The sequence below is a fragment of the Moraxella catarrhalis genome, assembly GCF_001656295.1.
Classification (GTDB): Bacteria; Pseudomonadota; Gammaproteobacteria; order Pseudomonadales; family Moraxellaceae; genus Moraxella; species Moraxella veridica.
On the sequence record NZ_LXHE01000017.1, the window covers coordinates 76,538 to 92,240 of the forward strand.

At 44.5% G+C, this 15,703-nt stretch carries 10 protein-coding genes; all 10 read left to right on the plus strand.

What is annotated here, in order from left to right; translation table 11 throughout:
- Window positions 1-50 precede the first annotated feature (50 nt).
- The 10 genes from pheA (at window position 51) to AO382_RS07850 (ending at window position 15,698) form a co-directional block, all read left to right on the plus strand.
- The gene (gene pheA, locus AO382_RS07805) at window positions 51-1,163 is read left to right on the plus strand and encodes a prephenate dehydratase (protein WP_064619819.1); all 1,113 of its coding nucleotides are present in this window, start codon (window positions 51-53) and stop codon (window positions 1,161-1,163) included.
- 30 nt (window positions 1,164-1,193) lie between these two features.
- Complete coding sequence (locus tag AO382_RS07810; protein WP_064619822.1) at window positions 1,194-3,497, plus strand: bifunctional prephenate dehydrogenase/3-phosphoshikimate 1-carboxyvinyltransferase; 2,304 nt, start codon at window positions 1,194-1,196, stop codon at window positions 3,495-3,497.
- A 34-nt stretch (window positions 3,498-3,531) separates the two neighbouring features.
- Window positions 3,532-4,419 carry an EamA family transporter RarD gene (gene rarD / locus AO382_RS07815; protein WP_064619825.1) on the plus strand — a complete coding sequence of 296 codons (888 nt, stop codon included), beginning with the start codon at window positions 3,532-3,534 and terminating at the stop codon, window positions 4,417-4,419.
- A complete protein-coding gene (gene folB, locus AO382_RS07820; protein WP_064619828.1) occupies window positions 4,420-4,791 on the plus strand; it encodes a dihydroneopterin aldolase in 372 nt (123 codons plus the stop codon). It abuts the gene before it with no gap.
- Window positions 4,775-5,200, plus strand: a complete 426-nt coding sequence (locus AO382_RS07825) for a 2-amino-4-hydroxy-6-hydroxymethyldihydropteridine diphosphokinase (RefSeq protein ID WP_064619830.1) — start codon at window positions 4,775-4,777, stop codon at window positions 5,198-5,200. Before folB ends, AO382_RS07825 begins: the two co-directional genes overlap by 17 nt.
- A 27-nt stretch (window positions 5,201-5,227) precedes the next feature.
- Complete coding sequence (locus AO382_RS07830; RefSeq protein WP_064619833.1) at window positions 5,228-5,518, plus strand: FMN-binding negative transcriptional regulator; 291 nt, start codon at window positions 5,228-5,230, stop codon at window positions 5,516-5,518.
- Between the two features lie 405 nt (window positions 5,519-5,923).
- Window positions 5,924-8,671, plus strand: coding sequence for a pyruvate dehydrogenase (acetyl-transferring), homodimeric type (gene aceE / locus AO382_RS07835; protein ID WP_064619836.1), 2,748 nt, complete (start codon window positions 5,924-5,926; stop codon window positions 8,669-8,671).
- A gap of 27 nt (window positions 8,672-8,698) precedes the next feature.
- Window positions 8,699-10,387 (plus strand): 2-oxo acid dehydrogenase subunit E2, encoded by a 1,689-nt coding sequence (locus tag AO382_RS07840; protein WP_064619839.1) that lies wholly within the window; start codon window positions 8,699-8,701, stop codon window positions 10,385-10,387.
- Window positions 10,388-10,760: 373 nt separating this feature from the next.
- Window positions 10,761-11,567 (plus strand): glutathione-dependent disulfide-bond oxidoreductase, encoded by an 807-nt coding sequence (gene yghU, locus AO382_RS07845; RefSeq protein WP_064619842.1) that lies wholly within the window; start codon window positions 10,761-10,763, stop codon window positions 11,565-11,567.
- 21 nt (window positions 11,568-11,588) lie between these two features.
- Window positions 11,589-15,698: an exodeoxyribonuclease V subunit gamma gene (locus tag AO382_RS07850; RefSeq protein WP_064619845.1), complete on the plus strand. Its 4,110-nt coding sequence runs from the start codon at window positions 11,589-11,591 to the stop codon at window positions 15,696-15,698.
- Window positions 15,699-15,703 lie beyond the last annotated feature (5 nt).

The following is a 15,703-nucleotide window of genomic DNA, read 5'->3' on the forward strand; positions in this document are numbered from 1 at the left end:
TAAAATCGTGTATCATTAGCCATATTTTAATGCGTATAAGGAATGCCATCATGAGCGAAACCACCCAGGCTTTGCCTGTTAATACTGATGAAATCAAAGGCTATCGTGCCCAAATTGATGCCATTGATGAGCAAATTCAAACGCTCATCAATGAGCGTGCCAAAGTCGCTCAGCAGGTGGCGGTCGCCAAAAAAAATCACGAAAATCATCCGATTTTTTATCGTCCTGAGCGAGAAGCTCAAGTATTAAAATCAGTGATGGCGCGTAATGAAGGTCCGCTGTCTGGCGAAAAGATGGCGCGCCTATTTCGTGAAATTATGTCGGTATGCCTTGAGCTTGAAGCCCCACAAAAAGTAGCTTTTTTGGGACCCGTTGGGACATTTACCCATGCAGCTGCATTAAAGCACTTTGGTAAAGCAGCAACCACAGTGTCTTTGACGACCATTACTGATGTGTTCCGTGAAGTTGAAGCAGGCAGTGCAATGTATGGCGTGGTGCCAGTTGAGAACTCATCAGAAGGCGTGGTGAATCATACGCTGGATGCTTTTCTTAGCTCCAGTCTAAAAATCATCGGTGAGGTGGAGCTGCCGATTCATCATAATTTCTTGGTGGCGGAGCATACGCGCGTTGAGAGCTTAAGCCGAATTTATAGTCATCAGCAGGCTTTGGCACAGTGTCGCCACTGGCTGGATGTCAATTTCCCAAATGTTGAGCGCGTAGCGGTTTCATCCAATGGTGAGGCAGCTCGTCGCCTTCAAAATGAATGGCACTCAGCAGCCATCGCAGGGGATGTGGCAGTAGCAGAGTATGGGCTGCATAAGCTGTATGAAAATATCGAAGACAATCCAGGTAATACCACCAGATTTTTGATTATTGGTCGAGAAGACATCGCACCTTCTGGTCAAGATAAGACCTCAATCATGGTCTCAAGCCCAGATAAAGCTGGTGCGCTGATTGAGATTTTGGAGCCTTTGCGCCGTCATGGGGTATCGATGACCAGTATCGAGACACGCCCTGAGCGCCCAAATAAATGGGCTTATGTATTTTTCATTGACATGAATGGTCATATCGAAGATGAGCATGTAGCTGCTGCGATCGAAGATATCAGACCGCTCGTCAAGGATTTGCGAGTGCTAGGCTCTTATCCAAAGGCTGTTTTATAAATTTTAAAATAACAGCGCATGGAAAATCCAATGGATAATACAAAAAAGCCGATGTTTGAGCGATTGTGCGTGATCGGTCTGGGGCTGATTGGTGCATCGTTTGTGCAAGCGGTGCATAATGCCAATCATCGGCTTGATACCCCTTTGGTTGGCCAAATCACAGCCGCAGATACCAACCAAAAAAGCATCGATGATGCGCTGGCAGCAGGCGTGATTTCAAGTGGCAGTACGGATGTTTTGAGTGCAGTTGTCGGCTGTGATTTGGTATTGATTGCTACGCCTGTCAAAAGCATTTATCCAATCATGAAACTGCTAAAGCACGCAATAGATTTGGGTGCTTTACCAACTCATGCCATCATCACAGATGTGGGCAGCACCAAAGTATCAGTTGCTAAAGCCGCTGATGAGATTTTTGGTGCGCACCATCATTTTATTGGCGGGCATCCGATTGCGGGTGCAGAGAGATCGGGGTTTGATGCACGAAACGGCGAGCTTTTTGTACAGCATAAGCTGATTTTATGCCCAAGCGCTGACAGTCAGGCAAGTGATCTTGGCAAGATCACCAAAATATGGCAAGCGATCGGTGCCGAGGTCATACAAATGAGTGCATCACGCCATGATGAGATTTTGGCTTATACCAGTCATTTGCCGCATTTGCTTGCTTTTAGTTTGACGCATCAGTTAGCCAGTCATGACGATAATTTGGATATTTTTCGTTATGCAGCGGGCGGATTTAGGGATTTTAGCCGTATTGCTGCCAGTCATCCGGTGATGTGGCATGATATTTTTATCGCTAATAAGCCTGCGCTTTTAAATTCATTGGATGAATTTGTGAGTCATTTACAAGAGTTTCGCCAAATCATCGATCAAGAAGACTCTGAACAATTACTCGATTGGCTCGCCACCGCGCGCCATGCTCGTCGTCATTTTGGGCATATGCTCGCCAAAAAACCAATGCACAAACCTAATATTGTTATTACTCCAGATGCCATCAAGGATACTATTATGAGTCAAAGTTATCACATTCGACCACAAAACGCCATCTCAGGCGTGATTAGCGTACCAGGGGATAAGTCGATTTCGCACCGCTCAATCATGTTTGGCTCTCTGGCTGATGGTGTCACTCATGTAACAGGATTTTTGCAGGGCGAAGATGCGCTAGCGACGCTACAAGCGTTTGCTGATATGGGTGTTAAAATTGAGCGAGATGGCGATAAAGTCACCATTTATGGTGTCGGTATCGATGGTCTAAAAGCGCCAAAAGCCCCACTTTATATGGGTAACTCAGGCACCAGTATGCGTCTGTTGGCAGGTATTTTATCCGCCCAAGCCTTTGACAGCGTGATGACAGGCGATGTCAGTTTGTCTAAGCGTCCAATGGAGCGAGTGGCTGCACCACTGCGCGATATGGGCGCCAAAATCCAATCAACAGGCGAAAAAGGCACAGCGCCATTATCCATTACAGGCTCACAAACCCTACATGGCATCGATTATCAGCTGCCTGTCGCTTCTGCCCAAATTAAATCTTGTCTAATTTTGGCAAGTCTGTGGGCTGAGGGGACAACCACCATCACCGAGCCAGAAGTGAGCCGAGATCATACCGAGCGTATGCTAAATGCCTTTGGCTATCCTGTGCAAGTTGATGGGCGTAAAATCAGCGTGACGGGCGGCGGCAGGCTGACAGCTGCAGATATTATTGTGCCAGCAGATATCTCCAGTGCGGCATTTTTTATGGTGCTGGGTGCGATTGGTGGCGGTGAAGGGCTGACCATTGAAAAAGTGGGCATGAACCCAACGCGCACAGGCGTCATTGATATTTTAAAATTGATGGGCGCCGATATCACAGTGGCGAACGAAACCGTGGTGGGCGGCGAGCCGATTGCTGATATTACGGTACGACCTTCTGATTTGCATGGCATTGACATACCAGAGCATCTGGTGCCGCTTGCGATTGATGAATTTCCTGTATTATTCATCGCGGCAAGCTGTGCCCATGGCGTTACCAAGCTGACTGGCGCAAAAGAGCTGAGAGTCAAAGAGTCAGATCGCATCCAAGTGATGGCAGATGGCTTGGCAACGCTTGGCGTTGATTCTGAAGTGCTAGAAGACGGTATTATTATCCAAGGTAAAGGTATCCAAGGTGAGAAAAATGCCATCTTTGGCGGTGGTGTGATTGAGAGTCATCATGATCATCGAATCGCGATGAGTTTTGCGGTGGCAAGCAGCCGTGCCACAGATGACATCATCATTCAGGGCACCGAAACGGTCAATACCAGTTTCCCAAATTTTGCCGAACTTGCCAATCGCGTCGGTCTTTCGATTGAAGTAAAATAATCCATTCGCTGATTGGTCGATAACGGTAATCTCTATGGCAAAAACTATCACAACCACACCGAAGGGTTTGCTTACAGCGCTGTCAGCCTTTTTGATTTGGGGCTGTTTTCCGCTGTATTTTAAAGAGCTGACAGAATACGATGCCATCGAAATCATCGTTCATCGTGTGGTTTGGACTTTTGTTGTACTGCTTGGGATCATCGTGATCACAAGGCGCTTTAGTTGGATCACTCAAATCAAAAAGCAGCCGAAATGGCTGCTTTTAACCTTTGTTGCTTCTGTTTTAATCGCAACCAACTGGCTGGTTTATGTGTGGGCAGTGACGCACGATCAGGTGCTTGAAGCAAGCTTGGGCTACTTTATCCATCCTTTGGTGGGCGTACTGTTTTCGATGCTGATTTTCAAAGAAAAGCTGCGTCCGATGCAAACAATCGCCGTTCTACTAGCTTTTATTGCTGTTGGTATTCAGATCGTATGGATGGGCGGGCTGCCATGGGTGAGCATGCTGCTGCCGCTGTCGTGGGGATTTTATGGCGTCATTCAAAGACAAACGCCTTTTGATGCGCTTGATGGACTATTTCTTGAGACGGCGCTGCTTGTGCCTGTCTCACTGATTTGGCTGCAGTTTGCCCATGTTGCCAGCTCATCCATGGCGTTTTGGGCATCATCTGAGATTTGGCTTTTGATGTTAGCAGGTCCTGTGACATTGGTGCCGCTGCTTTTATATAATATGTCGACCAAACTGGTACAGTTTAATACCTTGTCTTTTTTAAATTACTTAACGCCAAGCTTGATATTTTTATTGGCTATTTTTTATTATCACGAGCCTTTTGATACCAAGCGATTGTTGGTTTTTGTATTAATTTGGGTAGGGCTTTTGATGTTTAGTGCGGATATGTTTAAACATAAAAAAGGAGCATAAATGAGCGATATTGTATTTATCCAGGGGCTTAAAATTGATACTGTCATTGGCGTCTATGCTTGGGAGCGTGTCATCAAACAAAGGCTCATTATCGATGCACAGATGGTTTGTGATATGACGCGTGCCATTGCCGATGATGATGTGGCGCATGTGATTAATTACAAAACAGTCTGTGAGGATATCGAAAAGCTGTGCCATGAGATGCAGGCTGAGCTTTTGGAGACTCTGGCGGATAGAATTGCACACCATGTTTTGACCCATTATCCATGCCGTGAAATCACGCTGACCATACATAAACCCAATGCCATCAAACAAGCCGATAGTGTGGGCGTTAAAATCATCCGCAGGGCAGCGCATGAGCAGTCAAGCTAGTGTCAATGAGCTTGTCATCGCTTTGGGTAGTAATCATAACGCCCAAGCCGCGTTTACTTGCGCCATCAAAGCACTTCAAGAACTTGGGCAAATGATACTGTCAGAAGTGATCTGCGGAAAAGATTTCACTGGGCGTAGTCAGCGCATTTATCATAATGCTTGTGCTTATATTGTGCTGACAAAAGCCATGCAATATACAGACATTGAACAAAAGCTGAAACAAATTGAACGTCGCTGTGGACGCAATCCTGCCAAAAAATGTGCCGAATATGATTATGAGGTAGTGATGGATCTGGATATTTTAGCGGTGCGTTTTGATGAAGAGTGGCAGATGAATTTGACACGACTACCGCTAAAAAGCCATGATTTGTCAGGTGTAGAACAGGTGGCTGGATTTTTGCTTGATTGAATTTTAATTATTGAACTTTTGGCGACAGTGAGTTATGTGGCTGATGGCACAGCTCAAACATGTCATGTGCTTGTGCTTGCCGAGCGTCGTGATGATGGCATTTGGCTATTTACCCGTGTCGATCGAGCCAATCTAATTTGGCTGTACTTTGAGACGCCTTGGCTGTTACCATTCGTCGGTGCCAGCCATTACATCAGTGCAAATTGGTATCCGTCTAAGGCACTCACGCGCAAAGAAGTGCCAACTTATCACTACCAAGCGATACATATCCGTGCAACGCCAAGTATCGTAACAGGCTTGGATGCGGTCCGTATTTAGGCTAAGACCCCGATTGTTTTGAAAATCATCTACACAATATCAATCCAGAGCACACGCCATGGCGACTGACGGATGCACCCGATGAGTTTATTTACCAAGTTTATTCATCAGATGTGACAAGCATTGGTGCAGCAGCAGAGAGTCACTACAACATAACGACATGATGCAGATGCGGACAGAGTGCAGATATGGATATTCATTTTGATTAATTCCACTATTTTTTTAATAAATGAAACTGGCATCGATATTTATTTTTTTGAATAAACTTTTGGTAAAAATCCTTTTATAATAAACAAGAACATTTGTATATTGAACTTGTTTCAATAGGTTGCATGGGCAGGCAGCTGCTTGTGTGTCATATTCCACCATGAGCAATGGATGGGCAATTTTATCAGGGTAATTTCAATGACAAAATATTATAACGATCCCGATCACATCGAAACCCAAGAGTGGCTTGATGCTTTTGAATCGGTCATCAAAAATGCGGACAAAGATCGTGCGCAGTTTTTATTAAAAGCACTGTATAACATGGCTGTTCAAGAAGGATTGCCATTCAACCGCCTTGATACTGCGTATATCAATACCATTCCAGCCGAAGATGAGCCGACTTATCCTGGCGACTTGCACATGGAGCGTAAAATTCGTGCATTGATTCGTTATAACGCCTTGGCAATGGTCATGCGTGCCAACCAAAATAGCGATGAGCTTGGCGGACATTTGGCAACTTTTGCATCATCAGCGACACTGTATGAGACGGGATTTAACCATTTTTGGCGTGCGCCTAGCGAAAACCACGGCGGTGACATGATTTATTATCAAGGTCATGGCGCACCAGGCATGTATGCCCGTTCATTCTTAGAAGGTCGCTTGTCTGAAGAGCAGCTGATTAATTTTCGCCGTGAAGTCGATGGCAAGGGCTTATCAAGCTATCCGCATCCTTATTTAATGCCTGATTATTGGCAGTTCCCAACAGTCTCCATGGGCTTGGGGCCTTTGATGTCAATTTATCAAGCCCGTAATCAAAAATATCTGACCAATCGTGGTCTGATCAAGGACGAAGATCGTAAAGTTTGGGCATTCTTAGGTGATGGCGAAACTGACGAACCTGAAAGCTTGGGCGCCATCTCAATGGCAGGCCGTGAGAAGCTAGATAACCTAATTTGGGTGATCAACTGTAACCTTCAGCGCCTAGACGGTCCTGTGCGTGGTAATGGTAAAATTATCCAAGAGCTTGAATCGGTATTCCGCGGTGCAGGCTGGCGAGTGATTAAAGTCATTTGGGGCGATCATTGGGATTCATTGCTTGCCAAAGATACCTCAGGGGCGCTCAAAAAACGCATGGAAGAGGTAGTAGATGGTGAGTATCAGCTGTACGAAGCACGCGATGGTGCCTTTGTTCGTAAAGAATTTTTTGGCAAGTATCCTGAGCTTGAAGAGATGGCAAAAGATTTCAGCGATGAAGAGATTATACGCTTAAATCGTGGTGGTCACGACCCCAAAAAAGTCTATGCCGCCTATGCTGAAGCCATGAAAACCAAGGGTCAGCCGACGGTAATTTTGGTGAAAACGGTGAAAGGCTATGGTCTGTCCACCCAGATTCAAGCAGTCAATAAAGCTCACCAAATCAAAAAAATTGACGAAAGTGGCTTAAAATACTTCCGTGACCGTTTTGATTTGCCATTGACCGACGAACAGCTCAAAGAATTGCCTTTTTATCGCCCAAGTGAAGATTCAGCCGAATATAAATATCTGATGGGTCGCCGAGAGGCTTTGGGCGGTCATTTGCCATCTCGTCGCAGTGGTCACATTCCACTTGAGATTCCTGAGATTTCGGTATTTAATCAAGTTCTGCAAGGCTCAAAAGGCAAAGAACAATCAACCACCATGGTATTTGTGCGTTTATTGTCAGCCCTATTAAAAGACAAAGGTCTAAATAAACATGTTGTGCCGATTGTGCCTGATGAGGCGCGTACCTTTGGTCTAGAAGGCATGTTCCGTCAGCTTGGTATCTATTCATCAGTGGGTCAAAACTATGTCGCTGAAGATGCTGATGCCTTGATGGGTTATCGTGAAGCCAAAGATGGCCATATGCTAGAAGAAGGCATTAATGAAGCAGGTGCAATGAGTGCATGGATTGCCTTATCAACCAGCTATTCGGTCAATGCGTTACCAATGATTCCAATGTACATTTATTATTCAATGTTCGGTTTCCAGCGTATTGGTGATTTGGCGTGGGCAGCAGGCGACTGTCAAGCACAAGGATTTTTATTTGGTGCCACAGCAGGGCGTACCACATTAAATGGCGAAGGCTTGCAGCATCAAGATGGCCATAGCCACATCTTATTTGGCACCGTGCCAAACTGCGTGACCTATGATCCATGCTATGGCTATGAGCTGGCTGTCGTCATACATGATGGGTTGCGCCGTATGTATGCACAAGGTGAGCGAGTTTATTATTACATCACCTTGATGAATGAAAACTATGAACATCCAGCCATGCCTGAGGGTGTTGAAGAAGGCATTAAGCGTGGTATGTACCTATTAAAAGATAATGGCTCAACTCAAGTTCAGCTACTGGGTTCGGGTGTGATTTTGCGTGAAGTTGAAAAAGCGGCGCAAATCTTGCAAGATGAATTTGGTATCACTGCCAATGTTTGGAGTGTGACCAGTTTTAATGAACTGACTCGTGATGGCATGGCGTGTGACGACTACAACCGCCTACACCCAACCGCCGACCAAAAAACCCCATGGGTAACCAGTCAATTGGCATCACATAAAGGTATCGTGGTGGCTGCGACAGACTATATACGTAATTATTCAGAACAAATCCGTGGATGGTTACCTGACAGCCGTCCATATGTGACCTTGGGTACTGATGGCTTTGGGCGTTCTGATAGTCGAGCCAAATTACGCAGTTTCTTTAATGTCAATGCAGAACATATTGTTGTGGCAACTTTGAAAAAATTGGCAGATGAAGGTGACATTGATGTTCGCTTGGTTCAAGATGCGATCAACAGTTTTGATATCGACGCCGACCAAGCACCAGCATGGCAACCACAGCCTCAATATGATTTCTTCCCAGATGCGCCAGCACCAAAGGCAACTCGTGAGCCAAACCCTGTGCCTGAACTGGTCGAAGATGACAATCACTGATAACTGCCCAATTTATAGGAGAATATGATGGAAATCAAAGCCCCCGATTTGGGTGTTGAATCAGCTGAAGTTGCTGAAATTATGGTAAAAGTTGGCGATAGTGTCAGCGAAAATGACAATATGATTTTGGTTGAGTCTGATAAAGCCTCGGTTGAAGTGCCATCAACTGGTGCTGGCGTCATCAAAGAAATTCATATCTCGGTCGGTGATCATATCTCCGAAGGGGATTTATTATTCACCCTTGACAGTGATCAAAGCAGCGATGCTAAAAACACTGATTCAAAAACCGAGGATGAATCTCAAACCAAGCAAGCGGATGAATCCAAAGAAGATACCCCTGTCAGCGATGATGAGTCAAAAGACGATCAGCCTGACTTAAATGAATCAGCTGGTAGCCAAACGCATCATTTGCCAGACCTTGGCGTGGATAGTGCTGAAGTTGCTGATATTATGGTGGCAGTTGGTGATGAAATTGCCAAAGATCAGCCATTGATTTTGGTTGAGTCTGACAAAGCCTCGGCTGAAGTACTTGCACCAGTTGATGGTGTGATCGAAGCAATCTTGATCAAAGCAGGCGATAGCGTCTCAAATGGTCAAGCTTTTATTACGATTAAGAGCAAGGGTGTTTCAGCCAAAAAATCATCAAATAAAGAGCAACCAGCTGAAAAAACCAAACCAGCTGAAAAAACCAAAGAAGAAGATACCAAAGCTAACCAAGCGGTGGCATCTGAATCAAAAAATAAGTCTGTACAAAGCCCACAAACCAAACTGCCAGAAGCTGTCGTAAACGAAAAAGCTCGCCATGTTTACGCAGGTCCTGCAGTGCGTAAACTTGCGCGTGAGCTTGGTGTGGATATCAGTGCTGTGACAGGGACAGCAGCTCACGGGCGAATCTTAAAAGAAGACTTATTTGGCTATGTCAAATCAGTCATCAGCGGTTCTACCAGTCAAGCAAAATCTGGCACGACCGAGGTACGTTCTGGTTTGCCAAGCTTACCAGATATGAGCAATAAAGAGATTTGGGGCGAGCTTGAAATCCAAGATCTCACTCGCCTACAAAAAGTCTCTATTCCGCAGCTAAACTACAATACCTATCTGCCTCAAGTGACACAGTTTGATGTGGCTGATATCACAGACACCGAAAGTCTGCGTAATGAGCTTAAGGGCGAGTTCAAGGCGCAGGGTATTGGTCTGACTATTTTGGCATTTATTGTTAAGGCGGTGGCATACGCACTTACCCAAACGCCGAAATTTAACAGCCATTTATCGGATGATAATACTCAAATCATTATCCGCAAGTCAGTCAATATGGGTATTGCGGTAGCAACCGATGATGGTCTGATTGTACCTGTGATCAAGGATGCTCAAGATAAAGGTATCAAGCAGATTGCCATTGAGATTGGTGAACTTGCCAAAAAAGCGCGTGATAAGAAACTGACCACCAAAGACCTACAAGGTGCAAGCTTTACCATCTCAAGTCAAGGTAATCTTGGCGGCACAGCCTTTACGCCACTTGTAAATTGGCCACAGGTCGGTATTTTGGGCGTATCTGAAGCATCGTATCAGCCAAGATGGAGTGGCAAAGAATTTGAGCCACGACTCATGTTGCCATTATCACTGTCTTATGACCACCGTGTGATTAATGGTGCAGATGCTGCGGTCTTTACTCGCCATATTGCAAAATTGTTAGCAGATCCGCGTCGTATTTTGTTATGATTTAATCGCTAAGACTAACAACGCATCGATCAAAATCGGTGCGTTTTTTTATAAAGTAATATGAATTAAATTAATGAATAATACTTTCAAATAATAATATATGCATATTAAAAAGATGATTTTTATCATTAAATATTAATCATAAAAATAAAAGATGGACATCAGCTGATTATTGCTCTAACCATGTTAACCATTTCATGTTAATCATTTTATCAAAAAATACGCAAACAAAACCCAGCCTACAAAGCTCAAAAAGCTGCTCAAAAAGCTAATGCAATTGATACTTTTTTGTTGTATAGTGATACATACTGACATTTCATGATGCCATTTTATGCCTATCAACTCAAAAAACACTTAAGCAAAAGGATATTATATGAACACTTATACACCGCCAGAAGTTTGGGATTATCAAAGTATCAAAGCCAAAAACGGCGGCACATTTGGCGGTACAAATCGCCCCACAGCAGGGGCAACGCATGAGCAGAAGTTGCCTGTTGGCGACTTACCTTATCAGCTATATTCTTTAAACACGCCCAATGGTATTAAGGTGAATATCTTACTGCAGGAGCTGAAACAACTTGGGGCAATCACAGGATATGATGCCTATAAGATTAATATCATGGCAGGAGATCAATTCGGATCGGATTTTGTCAAAATTAACCCAAACTCCAAAATTCCAGCATTGCTTGATCAAAGTACCACGCCTACTACTCGTATTTTTGAAAGCGGGGCGATTTTATTGTATTTAGCCCAAAAACATAACGCCTTTATCCCAACTAATCTCAATCAGTTATCAGAACTTTACTCATGGCTCATGTGGCAGATGGGTTCAGCACCGTTTGTGGGTGGTGGTTTTGGTCATTTTTATGCCTATGCACCAGAACCAATGGAATATCCTATTAACCGTTATGCGATGGAGACCAAACGACAATTGGATGTCTTAGACCAACATTTGGCAAACCATACCTTTATGATTCAAGATGATTATACGATCGCTGATATGGCGATTTATCCATGGTATGGGCGTTTGTGCTTGGGAGAGCTTTATGTCTCTGATAGCTACGATGCCGCCAAGTTTTTGGAAGTACATACTTATCAAAATGTCATTCGATGGGCAAAAACCATTGCAGCTCGTGAAGCAGTACAATATGCCCAAGCTCTTGAGCTTAAAGCAATTTGATGGCTGAGTTATCTTGATAATATGTTTACAATCACTCAGTCAAATGATACCCAAATTCTATTGGATCATCTGATTCATTACTACCAGCAAACACAGGCACAGCGTCAAGGTGAGGCGCTGGGTATTTCTGTTTTTTCACCATTTATCGTCATTGTTCCATCGATGGTACTTGGTGATTGGCTAAATCGCAGTATTGCTGAACGGCTTGGGATTAGCACACTTTTTATGACACAATTTTGGGGTCAATATCAGTGGCAGCTTATTCAGCAAGTGCTTAGGATTGATGCCAATCATCATCCTTCAGATGCCTTGCAGGTGCCAGAGGTGGCGGTACTATCTGGTTCGGTCATGCGTTGGCGGATTTTTGGCTTTATCAAAACTTTGTCTAGTGAGCAGATTATCAAGATTATGCAAGATGATAAGCATCCGTTGTATGATTTTTTGATGACAATCTATGACACTCAGCACCAAAGCATTCCAGAGCATCGACTGTGGCGAAGCTGTGAGGAGGTGTCATCAGTTTTTGTGCGATATTTGACCCACCGACCCGAATGGCTACATGCATGGACCCATGACTTACCACTACCTGAATCAATCGATGAGATGATCAAGACTAAGGATCGCTTTGCCAATGAGTACGGCAATAGTGATCCAACGCCCGAGTGGCTGATTCAGCAATATCACGACCTTGAAAAATTGTTACGATATCTGTGGCGACAGCTATTTTCTGAGGTCTATGCCTATCGTGAGACACTTGAGGTGCGATTTTGGGCAGTGCTTGATGGTCTGCGTGGTGAAAGTGTGGCAGCTGAAGCATATAAAAGCTTGCCTAATCACCTTTATTTATTTACTATCCAGCAAATTCCCTTGCTGGAGCTACAATTTTTAAAACGCTTATCAGTTCATTTGAATGTGCATTTATTGCATTTTAATCCATCAAAGATGTTTTGGGCGGATATTGTTGATAAAAACTGGCTGGCGACGCAGCGCATCGTCAATCCAAGCTCGGTGTATCTTAAAGATTATGGCCATGCTTTATTATCAAGATTGGGTAAAGAGTCCCGAGAAACTTTTGCGATGCTGGCAGATATGTCGGGTGGTGATTATTATTATGAAAAAGAGGGAGTGAATCGCAGATTTTATGACACTTACCGCACGCCCAAAGACTGGCAAGTTGACTGGCAAGATGATTTCGTATCGCCAGTTCAAGAATCTGAAAGTTTATTAAATCAGCTAAAATCTGATATTTTAATGCTCGAAGATGGCGAGGCTACCAAACAATGGTGGCAACAAGAACTTGTATCAGCCTTCAAAGACAGCGCGTTTTGGGAACAAAAAATCAAAACCAAAAGCCAGTTAATGTTGCCTCTTGGATTGGATAAAAATGATCAATCTCTACGCCTGCCCAGTCTAAGTATCCATGCCTGCCACAGCCTAAAACGGCAGCTTGAAGTAGCTCGTTTGATCATAGCTCGCTACCTTAATGAGCCAAATTCTGACGGCAGCTACCGCAAATTATCTGACATTGTGGTTTATTTACCTGAAGTTCAGGCGGCCGAAGATCTTATCCGATTGGTTTTTAATAATGATGTTGGTATGGATGGGCTAAGCTTACCTGCCAAAATTACGGGTACTGCCAGTCGTGAGGTGGACTCGCTGATGAGTGCCATCTGTGGATTTTATCGGCTGCTTGGTGCCAAAAATGCACGGTTTTATCGTGAAGATGTGTACGAATGGCTGATGACGCCAGCGCTCTACGAAAGCCTTGATCTGGATTTTGAGTCAGTCAATCGAGCCTGTCAGTTATTGGATGCAGCTGGCTTTCGCCGAGGATTTGACGCTGAGCATTTAGCAATGACGCTTGATGAAGCTGATTTGGATTATCGTTATAGCTTTAGCTATGCTTTGGATCGTATTGTGGCAGGCTTTTTAATGCCCCAAGATACGCCACTGCCAAGCCCATTGATGCATCCGTTTGAATGGCGTGACGAGTCGTTTCAAGAAGCAAGCCTACCTTTGGTGGGTGTCACATTAGCCGATCAGCCGATCGTTGAGGCGCTGTGTCTGATCCATGCAGGATTAAGAGAGTTTCGTGATGAATATCAACGACTTGCGCCTGTGATTGATTGGCTTCATCATATCGAGCATCGCGTTATTAATCGCTACTTCGCCAAATATCGCGAAACCAGTCAGATGCGCGTCATTTTCAAGGCGATGAACAGTATTGCAGCGAGTATTCGCGCCAACCACCATTATGACCGCCATGTCGCTACGCCCACACAGACTGCTCAAAATATAGAGCTTACGCTTGAATTTGTGCTTGAGAGTATGACAAGCCTGCTTTCTTCTCAAGCGGTGAGTGCTGAGCCGGCGGGCAAGATTACTTTTGCGCGTTTTGGAGCCTTAAGAAGTGTGCCTTTTGGCTTGACGCTGATGCTGGATATGAATTTATCGGCATTTCCTAGGCAGGATCGCCAAGCCCGCCTAGATTTGATGAAAGCTGGGCTTAAGCGTCGCGGCGATCGGTTTTTGGAAGATGACGACAATGGCGCATTTTTGGATGCCATGTTATGCAGCCGTGATGCCTGTGCGATTTTTTATACCAGTGTGGCGGAGGATGGCACCCAGCTGTTGCCAGCAGCGCCAGTCAGTGAGTTGATTGAATTTTTTAAATCCAATGTCGACTGGATAGCTGACTTACAGGCAGACCACTATCAAGCCGATCAAATGCACGCCAAAATCGCTGCCATCGCACCCAAGCTGGTTCAGAAGCTTTTGATTTATGAGCACGCAGCCAATGCGTTTGATGCTGCTGTATTTTATCAGACAGATGAGATGACCTCCGATGAAGATGAGTTGGCTGATTTTTTAACCCAAAAAATCTTACACGCCAAACAATCCCAAACATATTACCTGCCGCCATCACCCATAACGGTGAAACTGCGCAGCTTGCTGGATCAAGATTTTGATCAATTATCCATCATAAGCCTACCTGAGGCGAGCGTTTATGAAACGCTTGCCCAAGCACTACAAAAAAATTTACAAGGCGAAAGTGCGCCATTGGAGGAGATTTTAACCAGTTTTGGCATTCAAGTACCAAACAGCCTGCCGCTTGATCAGATCCATAGATCGCTTAAAAACCCTGCCATGGATTATCTAAAGCACAAATTACCGCTGTTGTATGAAGCAGACGACAGCTTTGCAGAAGAGCCGCTGTCTTTGGATGGCTTGGGTCAATATCAGCTCAAAGAAGCTTTGATTGATGCCATGGCGCAAGGGGTGTTTGATGGGATGTCTATGGATGAGTTTGATCATCATAAGCTCATGGACGCCATTCATATCAAGGAGGACCAGGCAGCGCTCACTCAAATTGTACGCGTCTATTATGACAGTTTGCTGCCTGCTGGCGCCAATCGATTGACCAGTTTGGATACTTTGGTTGGTCAATTGGCAGATCTGACTGATGATTTTGCACAAAATCTAACAGATCTATATCCAAAAAAAGAGCAATTATTATATTCATCCATGATCAGCCCTACCACAGAGCAATATATTGCAATTGATCTAAACAATACGCCACTGGATATCGTCGCAAAAGTACCTTTAAGCGGCGATCACTGGCTGCGAGTGCTGCCAAATTCAGCGCGCGCAGGGCATTTTTTACGCTTTTATTTGCATCATTTGGCGTGGCAAGTGTGTAGACAAACCGACCAAAACGACATCGAAAAAAATCTTGGCTGCAGCTTATGGCAGTTTGGGCGAGCTAGCAACGACTTAAAAGATTTTAGTCTCGGTGACACGTCTTTATTAACGCTAAAGCCCATCCATAAAGAGTTGGCTAAGCGGCAGCTGCAAAACTTTATGGCAGTCAGTTTATTAACGAAGCAGGTTCCCTTAGTTCTGCCTTTGATGACTTCGCTGACCATAGTCGCTTTGGATGCCAAAAATGAGCTTGAATTTAGCCCAAGTTGGTTTGGTGATTGGTTATCGGGTAAGTATGACGATCACTGCCAAGGGCAGCCTTGGCAAAAGATATTAGACGGTTTGGATCCACTACCTGAGATTGAAAAGGGTAAACAGCTTGCTTTGGTTTTATATGGTGGCTTAGTAGATACTCTAAAAATTGACTAAAAAGC

Coding starts and splice junctions, on each gene's coding strand:
- pheA (WP_064619819.1), top strand. CDS start 51: ATGAGCGAAACCACCCAGGCTTTGCCTGTTAATACTGATGAAATCAAA.
- AO382_RS07810 (WP_064619822.1), top strand. CDS start 1,194: ATGGATAATACAAAAAAGCCGATGTTTGAGCGATTGTGCGTGATCGGT.
- rarD (WP_064619825.1), top strand. CDS start 3,532: ATGGCAAAAACTATCACAACCACACCGAAGGGTTTGCTTACAGCGCTG.
- folB (WP_064619828.1), top strand. CDS start 4,420: ATGAGCGATATTGTATTTATCCAGGGGCTTAAAATTGATACTGTCATT.
- AO382_RS07825 (WP_064619830.1), top strand. CDS start 4,775: ATGAGCAGTCAAGCTAGTGTCAATGAGCTTGTCATCGCTTTGGGTAGT.
- aceE (WP_064619836.1), top strand. CDS start 5,924: ATGACAAAATATTATAACGATCCCGATCACATCGAAACCCAAGAGTGG.
- AO382_RS07840 (WP_064619839.1), top strand. CDS start 8,699: ATGGAAATCAAAGCCCCCGATTTGGGTGTTGAATCAGCTGAAGTTGCT.
- yghU (WP_064619842.1), top strand. CDS start 10,761: ATGAACACTTATACACCGCCAGAAGTTTGGGATTATCAAAGTATCAAA.
- AO382_RS07850 (WP_064619845.1), top strand. CDS start 11,589: ATGTTTACAATCACTCAGTCAAATGATACCCAAATTCTATTGGATCAT.